This window comes from Gordonia sp. 11cp (genome assembly GCF_057767225.1).
In genome coordinates this window covers 4,077,950-4,091,252 of sequence record NZ_CM173437.1, presented here as the reverse complement: position 1 = coordinate 4,091,252, position 13,303 = coordinate 4,077,950, and the positions used below count along the sequence as shown (strand labels likewise).

Genomic DNA, 13,303 nt, shown 5'->3' with positions numbered 1-13,303 from the left:
AACATCCAATCCAACACGCCTCAACAAGCGGGGTGGCTGGAACCTTCAGATCGGAGCGATGTGTACGCCGAGGAGAGACAACAGGCGATCGTCGACGAGGTGCGCGTCGCGGGGCGGGCATCCGTGGCCGCGCTCGCCGAGAAATTCGACGTCACCAGCGAGACCGTCCGTCGAGACCTCGCCGTTCTGGAGCGTGCCGGGCATCTGCAGCGTGTCCACGGAGGTGCCGTCCGCGCCGAGGTCATGCGGGCTCTGGGCGAACTCGGGATCGACGAGCGCGAGTCGAGCCAGATCGAACAGAAGACCGCGATCGGCCGCGCGGCGATCCGCTTCCTGCCGCCGGACGGCGGTTCCGTGCTCTTCGATGCCGGCACCACGACCTACCGCGCCGCCGAGGCCACCGCGCCGGATCGGAGACTCACCCTGTTCACCAACAGCCTGCCCATCGCCGGTCTGCTGGCCGGCACCCATCCCGACGGCCTCCATGCTCTCGGCGGACGCGTCCGCGGTCTCACCCAGGCCACCGTGGGCGTCGAGACGGTGGACGCACTCCGCCGGCTGCGCGTCACCACCGCGTTCCTCGGCACCAACGGTCTGAGCGAGTCCCACGGGTTGTCGACCCCCGACCCCGACGAGGCGGCGGTGAAGGCGGCGATGGTGGCGGCCGCGCAACGCGTCGTGGTGCTCGCCGACAGCTCGAAGATGGACCGCGAAGACCTGTCCTCGTTCGCCGGGATCGACGACGTCGACGTCCTCATCACCGACTCCGGGATCGACCCGGCCTTCTCGGCGGCCCTGTCCGCGCGCGGCGTCGAGGTGGTGATCGCATGATCGTGACGGTCACCGCGAACCCGAGCCTCGACCGCACCCTCGAACTCGGCGCACCGCTCGCCCGCGGCGAGGTGCAGCGTGCCGGCGTGGTCCGCACCGAACCCGGCGGCAAAGGTGTCAACGTGTCCCGCGTCGTCGCGGCCGCCGGTCTGTCCACCCGTGCCCTGCTCCCCGCCCGGTCGGGCGATCCGCTGCGCACCGCACTCGACGACCTCGGACTCCCCTACGACGCGGTGCCAGTCGACGGCGAGGTCCGCTCCAACATCACCATCGCCGAGTCGGACGGGACGACCACCAAGATCAACGCGCCGGGCGTCGCCCTGACGACGCAGGATCGCGAAGCACTCGTCGGACTCGTCCGCGCTCACGCCGACTCCGCGCACTGGGTCACCCTCTGCGGCTCGCTGCCGCCCGGCGTTCCCGATGACTGGTACCGCTCGATCGCCGACGACCTCGTCCTCGCCGGATGCCGGGTGGCGGTGGACACCTCCGGCGCTCCGCTCCGTGCCGTCGTCGCCGGTCGCGTCGACCTGATCAAACCCAACGAGGACGAGCTCGCCGAGCTGACCGGCGCCGACCCGGCGATACTCCGAGACGCTCTCTCCCGCAACGATCTCGGCCCCGTGGTGGAGGCCGCGACCACGATCGCGGAGCAGATCGGCGGCAACGTCCTGGCAACGCTCGGGTCCGCCGGCGCCGTCCTGGTCACCGCGTCAGGCGTCTGGTCGGCGACGCCTCCACCGATCGTCCCGCGCAGCACCGTCGGCGCGGGCGACTCCTCGCTCGCCGGTTTCCTCATCGCACAGAGCACCGGGGCCTCGCCCGCCGAGTCCCTCCGGTCGGCGGTGGCGTATGGCGCCGCGGCTGCCTCACTGGCGGGAACACAGGCTCCGACTCCCGACCACCTCGACCTCCCTGGCGTCCGGGTGACCGAACTGTCGGGAGCCGCCCGCATGACCTGACGCCACATCCCGTAACCCGGACCGCCCGCCCGATACCCCCGCCCTGTTCCACCCCGTTCACCGAAGGACATCCCATGACCGAGCAGATCATCACCGCACAGACGGTGAGTCTCGACGTCGACGCCGGCGGCGATCCCGCCGCCGTCATCACGACCCTGGCCGATGCGCTCGCCGCGGCCGGCCGGACCACCGATCCCGCCGATCTCGCGCGGGCCGCTCTCGACCGGGAGGCCAAGTCCGCGACCGGACTTCCCGGCGGCATCGCCATCCCGCACGCCCGCACCGCGTCGGTGACCGCGGCCAGTCTCGCCATGGCGCGACTGTCCCGCAAGGTCGACTTCGGCGCACCGGACGGGCCGGCCGACCTGGTCTTCCTCATCGCCGCCCCCGAAGGTGGTGCCAGCGCGCACATGAAACTCCTCAGCTCGCTGGCCCGCTCGCTCGTCCGGCCCGACTTCGTGGCCTCGCTGCGCGCGGCGGAGAACGAGGAGCGCGTGATCGAGTTGGTCAACGAAGCCGTCGATCCCGCGCCCCCGGCTCCGGCTGCCCCGGCAACCGCTTCCCCGGCGACCGCGGACACGGCGGTGTCGACCGCGAAGTCCGAGAGCTCGCCGGTACGTAGCGATTCGGACCAGGCACCGGCGAAGCCGCGGATCGTCGCGATCACCGCGTGTCCGACCGGGATCGCCCACACCTACATGGCCGCCGATGCACTGAAGTACGCCGCCGAACGGGCCGGTGTCGAGTTCGCGGTGGAGACCCAGGGGTCCTCGGCCACGACCGCTTTCGATCCGGACGTGATCGCCTCGGCCGACGCGGTCATCTTCGCCACCGACGTCGGGGTCAAGGGCCGCAACCGGTTCAGCGGCAAACCCGTCATCGCGTCAGGGGTGAAACGCGCGATCAACGAGCCCGACGCGATGATCGCCGAGGCGGTCGCGGCGGGACGCAACCCGAACGCGACACGGGTCACCGCCGACGGCGCGGACGCCGGCGGGGACGAGTCGTCGGGATCAGGTGTCGGCCTCGCCGGCCGCACGCGCCAAGCGCTGATGACCGGTGTGAGCTACATGATCCCGTTCGTCGCCGCCGGCGGCCTGCTCATCGCACTCGGATTCCTCCTCGCCGGTTACGAGGTCGCCAACACGACCCTCGACGACGGCGGCACCCTCAGCGACGGTGCCTTCATCGCGCTGAACAACAGCCTCTGGGACCTGCCGTCGGGCGGACTCCTGCAGTATCTGGGCGCGGTGAGCTTCGCGATCGGCTCGGGGATCATGGGGCTGGCGGTCCCGGTGCTCGCGGGCTACATCTCCTTCGCGATCGCCGACCGCCCGGGCATCGCACCCGGTTTCGTGGCCGGCATCGTCTCGCTCGCGGTCGGCGCCAGCTTCATCGGCGCACTGATCGGCGGTCTCATCGCCGGCGTGGTGTGCTTGTGGATCGCTCGAACCCCGGTGCCCCAGTGGGCGCGTGGCCTGATGCCGGTCGTGGTCATCCCGCTGTTCGGCAGCATGATCGTCGGCGGACTGCTCTACATGGTCTTGGGCAAACCTCTCGCGTGGCTGACCGAGCAGATGAACAGCGGTCTGGAGAGCATGTCCGGCGGATCGGCCATCGCCCTCGGCGTCGTGCTCGGCCTGATGATGTGCTTCGACCTCGGCGGACCGGTCAACAAGACCGCGTATCTGTTCGCCACCGCGGGCATCGCCGACGCGGCGACCGCAGGCACCGCGCAGTACCAGATCATGGCCGCCGTCATGTGCGCCGGCATGGTCCCCCCGTTGGCGCTCGCCCTCGCCACGGTGTTGCGTCCCGGCCTGTTCACCGAACCGGAGCGCGAGAACGGCAAGGCCGCATGGCTTCTCGGCGCGTCCTTCATCTCCGAGGGCGCCATCCCGTTCGCGGCGGTCGATCCCTTCCGCGTCATCCCGTCGATGATGGCCGGCGGCGCACTCAGCGGCGCACTGATCATGGCGTTCGGCGTCGAACTCCGCGCCCCGCACGGCGGCATCTTCGTCTTCTTCGCGATGAACAACTGGGTGTTGTTCCTCGTCGCGCTCGTCGCCGGTACCGTCCTGTCCGCCGTCTTGGTGATCGCGGCCAAGCAGGTCCACCGCAGTCGCGACGCCGTCGCCTTCGACGAACTCGAGGCGGTCGCCGCCTGACGCCACGACGACACGTTCACACGACCCCGCGACATCCGGGTCGGACCCCGGCACCGGATCGCACCACAACCCACCGCACGCGACACCCCAACCCACCCGAAGGAGTTCCCATGCCCAGCACCACCGCCACCGTCGGCTCCGCCGTCGGCCTCCACGCCCGCCCCGCCACGATCATCGCCGAGGCGGTCGCCGAAGCCGGGAACCCGGTGACGCTGGGCCTCGAGGGCGGCGACCCGGTCGACGCGGGGTCGGCGCTGATGATCATGACGCTGGGAGCCGAGAAGGGCACCCGGGTCGTCGTGACGGCCGACGATCAGGCCACGCTCGACGCCATCGTCACCCTCGTCGAGAAGGACCTCGACGCGGACTAGACCCGGACGGCGGGGCCCTCAGACCCGGAGGTCCGCGATCTCGCCCGCGAATGCGGCCGGGACGCGGACCTTCATCGTCGTGCCGGCCTCGGTGTGCTCGGAGGAGATGACCTCGCCCTCGCTGTGGACGCGAGAGACGACGTCGCCGCGGTCGAACGGCACCTCGATGGTCATCTCCACGTCCTCGCGCCCGACGAATTCGCGTACCCGCCCGAAGAGTTCGGGCAGTCCCTCACCGGTGCGGGCCGAGATGAACACCGCATCCGAGCCGAGCGCCCCGCGCAACTCGGTGAGGCGGTTGCCGTCGATGGCGTCGATCTTGTTGATGACGAGCAACTCCGGCGGCGCGGTGACGCCCTCCTCGGCGACGATGTCGTTGATGACCTGACGGACGGCCGAGATCTGTGCCATCGGGAAGGCATCTGCGCCGTCGACGACATGGAGCAGCAGGTCGGCGTCGACGACCTCCTCGAGGGTCGAACGGAAGGCCTCGACGAGCTGCGTGGGCAGATGTCGGACGAACCCGACGGTGTCGGTGAAGACGACGGCGCGGCCGTCGTCGAGGGTGGCGCGCCTCGTGGTGGGATCCAGGGTCGCGAACAACGCGTCCTGCACGAGGACCCCGGCACCGGTCATCGCGTTGACCAGACTGGACTTGCCGGCGTTGGTGTACCCGGCGACGGTGATCGTCGGGATCGAACCACTCTTGCGCGCAGCACGTTTCGTCGTCCGGGCCTTCTTCATGCCGCGGATCTCGCGGCGCAGTTTGGCCATCCGCTCCCGGATCCGGCGACGATCGGTCTCGATCTTGGTCTCACCGGGACCGCGAAGGCCCACACCGCCGTTGCTTCCCGCTCGGCCACCGGCCTGCCGGGACATCGATTCACCCCAGCCGCGCAGCCGCGGGAGCATGTACTCCATCTGGGCGAGAGAGACCTGCGCCTTGCCCTCCCGCGAGGTCGCGTGCTGGGCGAAGATGTCGAGGATCAGTGCGGTGCGGTCGATGACCTTCACCTTCACCACCTTCTCCAGCGCGTTCAGCTGGGCGGGGGTGAGTTCACCGTCGCAGACGACGGTGTCGGCACCGGTCGCGAGGACGATCTCGCGGAGTTCCTCGGCCTTGCCACTGCCGATGTAGGTGGCGGGATCGGGTTTGGACCGACGCTGGATCACCGCGTCGAGGATCTGCGAGCCGGCTGTTTCGGCGAGCGCGGCCAGCTCGGCCATGTTGGCCTTCGCCGCAGCCGCGCTGCCCTCGGTCCACACGCCGACCAGGACCACCCGCTCCAGCCGGAGCTGCCGGTACTCGACCTCGGTGACGTCGGTGAGTTCGGTGGAGAGTCCCGCGACGCGTTGCAGAGACGCGCGCTCGGACAGTTGGAGTTCACCGGTGGTCGGGTCCGCACCGGTCGGACCCGCACCGGTCGGATCCGCGGTGTCCCGGACACCGAGATCGGCTGCGGTCATGATGTCTTCTCGTGATTCGGTCATACGCGGTCCATGGTCTCATGTCCGCCCGGATACGAGCACGCGAATATCGTGCTCAGCGCGCCCAGCCGGGCCGCAGCACCCCGTCGGCGACGAGCATCGACGGTCCGCGCAGGGTCGATCCGTCGGGACGGATCGTCACGGTGACCTCACCGCCGGGGATGCCGATGCGCAGTTCCCCCGCATCGGCGCCACGGGCGTCGAGCGCCGCCCGCGCCGCCGCGACCAGCCCGGTCCCACAGCTGCGCGTCTCGCCGACGCCCCGCTCGAAGACCCGCATCCGCGCGCTCAGACCCCCATCGGGGCCCTCGACGGGCGGGGTCAGCAATTCGACGTTCGCGCCGTGGGGGAAGTCGTCGGCCTCGATGGTGACGCCGGCGCCGAAGTCGACCGCCTCGAGGTCGGCCGGGGTCATGTCCGCGACGACACATGCCAGGTGGGGGTTGCCCACGTCGACCATCGCGCCGGGATAGATGTCGTCGCCGATGCGGACCACCGACGATCCGTCCAGGCGTGCCACGCCCATCTCGACCGTGACCTCGGCGTGCACCGCGTCGAACGAATGGATGGTGACTCCCCGGGCGCCCGCGCGGGAACCGACGGGGAACGTGTCGGTGTCGACGAGTCCCGATGCTCGCAGGAAGTGCGCGAACACGCGTACCCCGTTGCCGCACATCTCGGCCACCGAGCCGTCGCCGTTGCGGTAGTCCATGAACCAGTCGTCGGCCGACACCCCGTCGGGCAGGGCGTCGAGGACGCCGGCGGCGAGCAGGGCATCCGAGCGTGCGACGCGCAGCAATCCGTCGGCCCCGATCCCTCGTTGCCGGTCACACAGCGCGGCCACCATCTCGGCGTCGAGCGCGAGAGCGGCGTCGGGGTCGGCGAGGATCACGAAATCGTTCTGGGTGCCATGGCCCTTGACGAAAGGCAGGCCGTCGCGCGCACTGCTCTGCGGGGCGGAAGTCACGCTGAACAGCCTACGGGGCATCGGGGTCGACGACACGCAGCGCTCGGTCGAGGAGGTCGGGTGCGGCGGCGTCGAGCCACACGGCCCGATGATCGCGCCGGAACCACGACCTCTGCCGACGGACATACCGCCGGGTGCCGATGAACGTCAGTTCCTCGGCCTGCGCGAGGTCGTACTCGCCGTCGAGGGCCGCGAGCACCTGCTTGTAGCCGATGGCCTGGGACGCGGTGCGTCCCTGCCGCAGACCGCGGGAACAGAGCTCCTCCACCTCGTCGACGAGGCCCTGCTCGAACATCGCCCGAGTGCGCCGCCGGATCCGGTCGTCGAGTTCCTCGGTGTCCCGGTCGAGGGCGAGGATGATCGTGCCCCAGCGCGGCTCGCCGATCACGGGCTGTGACGCGGCGAAGGGCGCACCGGTCAACTCGACCACCTCGAGCGCCCGCACGATACGGCGAGCGTCGGTGTCGAGGATGGTCGCCGCAGCGGCCGGGTCGACCGAGGCGAGCAACCGGTGCATCGCGCCCACTCCCCGCTCGTCGAGCATGTCCTCGTAGCGTCGGCGGACCTCGGGGTCGGTCGCCGGGAACTGCCAGTCGTCGAGGAGTCCCTGGACGTACATCATCGATCCGCCGACGATCACCGGAACCCGCCCCGCGGCGCGCAACCGGTCGACGTCGGCGCGTGCGGCCTCCTGATAGCGCGCGACGGTCGCCACCTCGGTCACGTCGAGCACATCGAGCTGATGGTGCGGGATGCCGCGGCGCTCACCGGGCGGGAGCTTGGCGGTCCCGACGTCCATACCGCGGTACTGCTGCATGGCGTCGATGTTGACGATCTCCCCGCCGAGCCGTTCGGCCAGGTCGAGGGCCAGGTCGGACTTGCCACCGGCCGTGGGGCCGACGACCGCGATGGGCACGGGCGGCGTACTCACCGGCGCTTGCCGTTCTCGACGGTCCACCTCGCGACCACGTACCCGACCCCGAAGGGCGCGTCGGCGAAGTCGAGTTCCGCCCGGACCGGCCGGTCACCGACGAGCCCGGCCGCCACCTGCCACGCGACCCGGCCACCGACGCCCTCGGCATCGCACTCCTGCGGATCGAGCGCCGCCAGCGCAGTCGTGTCCGCCGAAGCGAGCGCGACGACGACCGCGTCGTTCAGCTCCACGGCGGATTCCCGACGACCCCCGCCGGGGGCCTTGTCCGTCAGCGCGGTCGATCCGTCACCCACCACGAGGACCCCGACCCGCTCGGTGTCGTCGTCGAGGCGCGCGGACAGTTCCGTACCCAGCGCCACGCAGTCCGCGGGTGGCGTCGTCGACCCGACGCTGCACACGCGCAGCGGGCCGAGTGACATCCGCTGGGCGACCCAGCCGGCGATGAGGACCGACAGGCTCATCCGGCGCGTCGCGCCGTCGACCGCCGTTTCCGTTGTGGCCGCAGTATCCGTCGGGGCTTCGGTGTCCGTGATGACGGGGACGTCGACACCGAAACGCGCAAAGGTCCCCCGCACCGGCTCGCCGACGCTGCCGGGGGTCGCCTCGTCGGCGGTCCCCAGAGCCACCCATCGGTCGACACCGAGCTCGCCCACGCCTGCGACCGCGTCGAGCACGGCCCGACGCACCGGTTCGGTGTCGGACGCGGCCGGACCGGCCAATTCGGGAACGAGCAGCGGAGCACTCGGAACGAAGACGACGGCCACAAGCACACCACGACGCTAGTCGAGAACACTCGGCCCGCTCGCTCCGCTCCCGGCGCCGTGACATTCGGCCCGCTCGCTCCGCTCCCGGCGCCGTGACATTCGGCCCGCTCGCTCCGCTCCCGGCGCCGGAACTTTCGGCCCGCTCGCTCCGCGACCCACAAACTCGGCACGGACGCCACATCGACGGGCCTGAACTGCTTGAATGGAACGGTACTCGTCGGCGATCGCGGGGCATCGGATGCCCAGCGAGGATCGACTCCAGCGACCGGCAGCCGTGACGCGCGGCACCACAGAGCGGCAGGACACGTGCAGATGACCAACCCGACCGAATCGGCACCCGCGACCGAATCGTCAGCCCCGACCGGAACGTCACCCGATACGGAGGCAACGTCGGCAAGCCAGCCGACAAGCCAGAGCGCACCGCCGCCCTCACCGAAACCCGGTCCGCGCCCCAAACCCGGTCCGCGACCGGGCGTCGCGTCGGAGCCGGTCGTCACGCACCTCGTCACCGCCGATCCGCACCGCTTCGGCCGGATCGACGAATCGGGTGTCGTGTGGCTGAAGACCGACGACGGGGAACGTGAGATCGGTTCGTGGCAGGCCGGCACGGTCGAAGAGGGACTCGCGCACTTCGGACGCCGGTTCGACGATCTCGCCACCGAGGTCGAAATCCTCGAGGAACGGCTCACCGCACGGTCGGGCGACCCGCGCAAGGCGCAGGGCGCCGCCAAGCACCTGCTCGACGAGCTGCCCAATGCGCACGTCATCGGTGACGTCGCCGCGCTGCAGCGCCGGCTCGAGGCCATCGTCGGCAGCGCCGATGAGGTGGCCGAGACGATCCGCGCCGAACGCGAGAAGACCCGGGCCGATGCCGTCGCCCGCAAGGAAGTCCTCGCCACCGAGGCCGAACAGATCGGCGCCGACGCGACCAACTGGAAGAGTGCCGGCGACCGACTGCGCGAGATCCTCGACGAGTGGAAGTCGATCAAGGGCGTCGACCGCAAGACCGACGACGCGCTGTGGAAGCGCTATGCGAAGGCGCGCGACGCCTTCAACCGCCGGCGCGGTGCGCATTTCGCCGAACTCGATCGGGAGCGCGCCGGTGCGAAGGAACGCAAGGAGGCGCTGATCGCGCGAGCCGAGGAGCTGTCCGGCTCGACCGACTGGGGTCCGACCTCGGCGAAGTTCCGGGAACTGCTCGCCGAGTGGAAGGCCTCCGGCCGCGCACCGCGCGACACCGACGAGGCACTGTGGCAGCGGTTCAAGGCCGCCCAGGACGTGTTCTTCGGAGCTCGCAACGCGGCGTCGTCGGAACGCGACGCGGAGTTCAGCGCGAATGCGACCGCCAAGATCGCGCTGCTCGACGCCGCCGAGAAGGCGATCGACCCGGCTGCCGACCTCGACGCCGCCCGGCGCGAGTTCCGGTCGTTCCGCGACCAGTGGGACGAACTCGGCAAGGTCCCGCGTGACCAGATGCACAGCCTCGAGGCCCGTGCGCGGGCGCTGGAGAAGCGCATCCGCGACGCCGAGGACGCGCAGTGGCAGCGCACCGATCCCGAGGCGCTGGCGCGTGCGGCGCAGTTCGCCGACCGCGCCGCTCAGCTCGAGGACCAGGCACGCAAGGCCGCCGAACGCGGCAAGGACCGCGACGCCGCGAAGCTACGCGACCAGGCGGCGCAGTGGCGCGAGTGGGCCGACGCCGCGGAGAACGCCGTCACCGACCGCTGAGCCGGACCGGCGTTCGCCGGGTCAGGGCTGGTGTGGCTTCTTGTGGTAGAGCGCCGCGGCGTAGGCCTCCTGCTCGGCGGCCTGGCGACGCCGTTCGTCCTCGAGCGCGAGCTGGTAGGAGCTCCGGGCCCACACCACGCGCGACCAATGGAACGTGAGCACGAAGACCGCGATCCAGCCCAGCACGAGGCCGATGCCGACGCCCGACGGCGGCTCGATGCCGCCGACGCCCGGGGTGTTGCGCGACCACCACGCCAGCATCCCGGCGACGCACGCGATGGCGCACCCGCACAGGGCGATCCAGGCCAGGAACCAGCGCCGGGTCAGCAGCGCGAGCATCGAGACGACGATTCCGAAGATCGTCACCAGGTAGACGAAGATCCTCGACACGATCGTGACGCGCTCGGCGGCCGCCTCGGGCGTGAAGGTGAGGACGTCGAGGCCGGTGACCGATCCGGTGTGCGGCAACACCATCGACACCATGGCGAGGACGACGGCCACGGCGACGACGACCGCCCGTGCTCCCGGATCGATCTCGCCGGCCACCCGGCGTTCGGCCTTGCGCAGGTCGCTCTCGTACTCCGCGAACGTCGACTTCTCGGTGTCGGCCTTGTTCTCGGGGCCGGAGATGTTCTCGGGCTCGGGCTTCTTCTCGGGGTCGGACATGGTCATCGCCTCACTTCGAAATGATGGTCAGCTGCCACAGGCACTGCCGCAACCGGCGTCGGCCGGCACCGGAGCGGGGGCACCGACCCCCGGCAGTCCGAGCCCGACGCCGACGGGCGCGGTGGTGGGGGTGCGGCTCTGTTCGTGCGCGTCGCCGGCGCGGGTCCGGCGATGCGCGAGGACGCCTGAATCGGCGATCAGATGGTGCGGCGCGGCCGCGGTGAGTTGCGTGTGCACGATGTCGCCGGGGCGGATGCCCGACGCCGTGCCGGGTGCGAAGTGCACCAGCCGGCCGTCGCGGGCCCTGCCGGTCATGCGTTGTGTCTTCGCCGACTTGCGCCCCTCGTCGGCGACGACGAGCAACTCCACCTCGGTCCCGACCAGTGCCTCGTTCTCCGCCAGGCAGATCCGCTCCTGCAACGCGATGAGTCTGCGGTAGCGGTCGGCGACCACGTCGGGCGGCACCTGGTCGGCCATCGTCGCGGCGGGGGTGCCGGGGCGGGGCGAGTACTGGAAGGTGAACGCACTCGAGAAGCGGGCCCGCTCGACGACGTCGAGGGTGGCCTGGAAGTCCTCCTCGGTCTCGCCGGGGAATCCGACGATGATGTCGGTCGTGATCGCCGCATGCGGCATGGCCTCGCGGACCTTGTCGAGGATGCCCAGGAACTTGGACTGCCGATAGCTGCGGCGCATGGCGCGCAGGATCCGATCCGACCCGGACTGCAGCGGCATGTGCAGTTGCGGACACACGTTCGGCGTCTGCGCCATCGCCTCGATCACATCGTCGGTGAACTCGGCGGGATGTGGGGAGGTGAACCGGACGCGTTCGAGCCCCTCGATGTCACCGCAGGCGCGCAGCAGCTCGGCGAAGGCACCGCGATTGCGGGGCTGGTCGGGGTCGGCGAAGGACATGCCGTAGGCGTTCACGTTCTGGCCGAGCAGGGTCACCTCGACGACGCCCTGGTCGACGAGGGCCTGTACCTCGGCGAGCACCTCACCCGGCCGGCGGTCGACCTCCTTGCCACGCAGCGACGGCACGATGCAGAACGTGCAGGTGTTGTTGCACCCGACCGACACCGACACCCAGCCCGAGTAGGCGGAGTCCCGCTTGGCCGGAAGGGTCGACGGGAACCGCTCGAGCGCATCGAGGATCTCGACCTGGGCGGCGTCGTTGTGGCGGGCACGATCGAGCAGCGCGGGCAGCGATCCGATGTTGTACGTGCCGAACACGACGTCGACCCACGGCGCCCGCGACAGCACGGTGTCCTTGTCCTTCTGGGCGAGGCATCCACCGACGGCGATCTGCATGCCTGGCCGGTCCGACTTGACCGGCGCGAGATGAGACAGGTTGCCGTACAGCTTGTTGTCGGCGTTCTCGCGGATCGCGCAGGTGTTGAAGACGACGAGATCGGCGGCGTCGTCCTCGGCGGCGCGCACATACCCCGCGTCCTCGAGGAGACCGGCGATCCGCTCGGAATCGTGGACGTTCATCTGGCAGCCGTAGGTGCGAACCTGATAGCTACGCGCGGCGGGTGCTGCCTGCTCAGGCCGATCCGACAACTCGATACTCACCCTTACGAGGGTACGGGGCGCAGGCAAATCGACTCCCACAGGACACCCGTACGCAGGTCGGCGGATAGGGTTCGGCAATGACCATTTCGCCGAGGAAGTCCGCGGACCCTGGGTCCGAGCCGATGATCGCGATGCGCGGGGTGCAGAAGCACTTCGGGTCGTTGCACGTCCTCAAGGACATCGATCTCGAGGTCCCCGCCGGTCAGGTCGTGGTGGTCCTCGGACCCTCCGGGTCGGGCAAGTCCACCCTCTGCCGCACGATCAACCGCCTCGAGCCGATCGACGGCGGTGAGATCCTCGTCGAGGGTCAGGTCCTACCCGCCGAGGGCAAGGATCTCGCCCGGCTCCGTGCCGATGTCGGCATGGTCTTCCAGTCCTTCAATCTCTTCTCGCACAAGACGATTCTCGACAACGTCACCCTCGCACCGATCAAGGTGCGCAAGAAGAGCAAGGACGAGGCCGGCAAGCGCGCGCTCGAACTGCTCGAGCGGGTCGGCATCGCCAGTCAGAAGGACAAGTACCCCGCCCAGCTCTCCGGCGGCCAGCAGCAGCGGGTGGCGATCGCCCGCTCGCTGGCGATGGACCCCAAGATCATGCTGTTCGACGAGCCGACCTCCGCGCTCGACCCGGAGATGGTCAACGAGGTGCTCGACGTGATGGTGTCCCTCGCGAAAGAGGGCATGACGATGGTGGTGGTGACCCACGAGATGGGCTTCGCGCGCAAGGCCGCCGACCGCATCATCTTCATGGCCGACGGGGCGATCATCGAGGACTCCGACCCGGAGACCTTCTTCAGCAATCCCTCGACCGATCGCGCCCGGGACTTCCTCGGCAAGATCCTGGGGCACTGAC

General features: G+C 70.1%; 12 protein-coding genes. 6 read left to right on the top strand and 6 right to left on the bottom strand.

The genetic code is table 11. The annotated features are described in order from the left end of the window. Positions 1–60: 60 nt before the first annotated feature. The 4 genes from AC3B6C_RS18335 (at position 61) to AC3B6C_RS18320 (ending at position 4,332) form a co-directional block, all read left to right on the top strand. Positions 61–831, top strand: coding sequence for a DeoR/GlpR family DNA-binding transcription regulator (locus AC3B6C_RS18335; RefSeq protein ID WP_010840857.1), 771 nt, complete (start codon positions 61–63; stop codon positions 829–831). Continuing rightward, a complete protein-coding gene (gene pfkB, locus AC3B6C_RS18330; RefSeq protein ID WP_488373694.1) occupies positions 828–1,793 on the top strand; it encodes a 1-phosphofructokinase in 966 nt (321 codons plus the stop codon). The genes AC3B6C_RS18335 and pfkB overlap by 4 nt, the downstream gene beginning before the upstream one ends. Positions 1,794–1,867: 74 nt before the next feature. Continuing rightward, the gene (locus tag AC3B6C_RS18325) at positions 1,868–3,961 is read left to right on the top strand and encodes a PTS fructose transporter subunit IIABC (RefSeq protein WP_488373693.1); all 2,094 of its coding nucleotides are present in this window, start codon (positions 1,868–1,870) and stop codon (positions 3,959–3,961) included. A gap of 110 nt (positions 3,962–4,071) precedes the next feature. After that, on the top strand, positions 4,072–4,332 hold the full coding sequence (locus AC3B6C_RS18320; RefSeq protein ID WP_010840854.1) for an HPr family phosphocarrier protein: 261 nt from the start codon (positions 4,072–4,074) through the stop codon (positions 4,330–4,332). An 18-nt stretch (positions 4,333–4,350) separates the two neighbouring features. Here AC3B6C_RS18320 and hflX read toward each other — a convergent pair whose 3' ends face one another. The 4 genes from hflX to AC3B6C_RS18300 are packed head-to-tail and all read right to left on the bottom strand — an operon-like array spanning position 4,351 to position 8,485. Then, positions 4,351–5,823, bottom strand: a complete 1,473-nt coding sequence (gene hflX, locus AC3B6C_RS18315; protein WP_055474684.1) for a GTPase HflX — start codon at positions 5,821–5,823, stop codon at positions 4,351–4,353. 52 nt (positions 5,824–5,875) lie between these two features. Continuing rightward, positions 5,876–6,808 (bottom strand): diaminopimelate epimerase, encoded by a 933-nt coding sequence (gene dapF, locus AC3B6C_RS18310; protein WP_010840852.1) that lies wholly within the window; start codon positions 6,806–6,808, stop codon positions 5,876–5,878. Next, complete coding sequence (gene miaA / locus AC3B6C_RS18305) at positions 6,798–7,718, bottom strand: tRNA (adenosine(37)-N6)-dimethylallyltransferase MiaA (RefSeq protein ID WP_488373692.1); 921 nt, start codon at positions 7,716–7,718, stop codon at positions 6,798–6,800. The genes dapF and miaA overlap by 11 nt, the downstream gene beginning before the upstream one ends. Beyond that, entirely contained in the window at positions 7,715–8,485 is a 771-nt protein-coding gene (locus tag AC3B6C_RS18300) for a class III extradiol ring-cleavage dioxygenase family protein (protein WP_488376301.1), read from the bottom strand. The genes miaA and AC3B6C_RS18300 overlap by 4 nt, the downstream gene beginning before the upstream one ends. 312 nt (positions 8,486–8,797) lie before the next feature. On the opposite strand from AC3B6C_RS18300, the gene AC3B6C_RS18295 reads away from it, so the two are divergent. Then, positions 8,798–10,213 (top strand): DUF349 domain-containing protein, encoded by a 1,416-nt coding sequence (locus AC3B6C_RS18295; protein ID WP_010840849.1) that lies wholly within the window; start codon positions 8,798–8,800, stop codon positions 10,211–10,213. A 21-nt stretch (positions 10,214–10,234) separates the two neighbouring features. Here the strand turns inward: AC3B6C_RS18295 and AC3B6C_RS18290 are convergent, their stop codons facing one another. Next, complete coding sequence (locus tag AC3B6C_RS18290; protein ID WP_488373691.1) at positions 10,235–10,885, bottom strand: Rv2732c family membrane protein; 651 nt, start codon at positions 10,883–10,885, stop codon at positions 10,235–10,237. Between the two features lie 21 nt (positions 10,886–10,906). Beyond that, the gene (gene miaB / locus AC3B6C_RS18285; RefSeq protein WP_488376300.1) at positions 10,907–12,439 is read right to left on the bottom strand and encodes a tRNA (N6-isopentenyl adenosine(37)-C2)-methylthiotransferase MiaB; all 1,533 of its coding nucleotides are present in this window, start codon (positions 12,437–12,439) and stop codon (positions 10,907–10,909) included. Positions 12,440–12,573: 134 nt separating this feature from the next. Between miaB and AC3B6C_RS18280 the strand changes: the two genes are divergently transcribed. Then, entirely contained in the window at positions 12,574–13,302 is a 729-nt protein-coding gene (locus AC3B6C_RS18280) for an amino acid ABC transporter ATP-binding protein (RefSeq protein ID WP_488376299.1), read from the top strand. Position 13,303 lies beyond the last annotated feature (1 nt).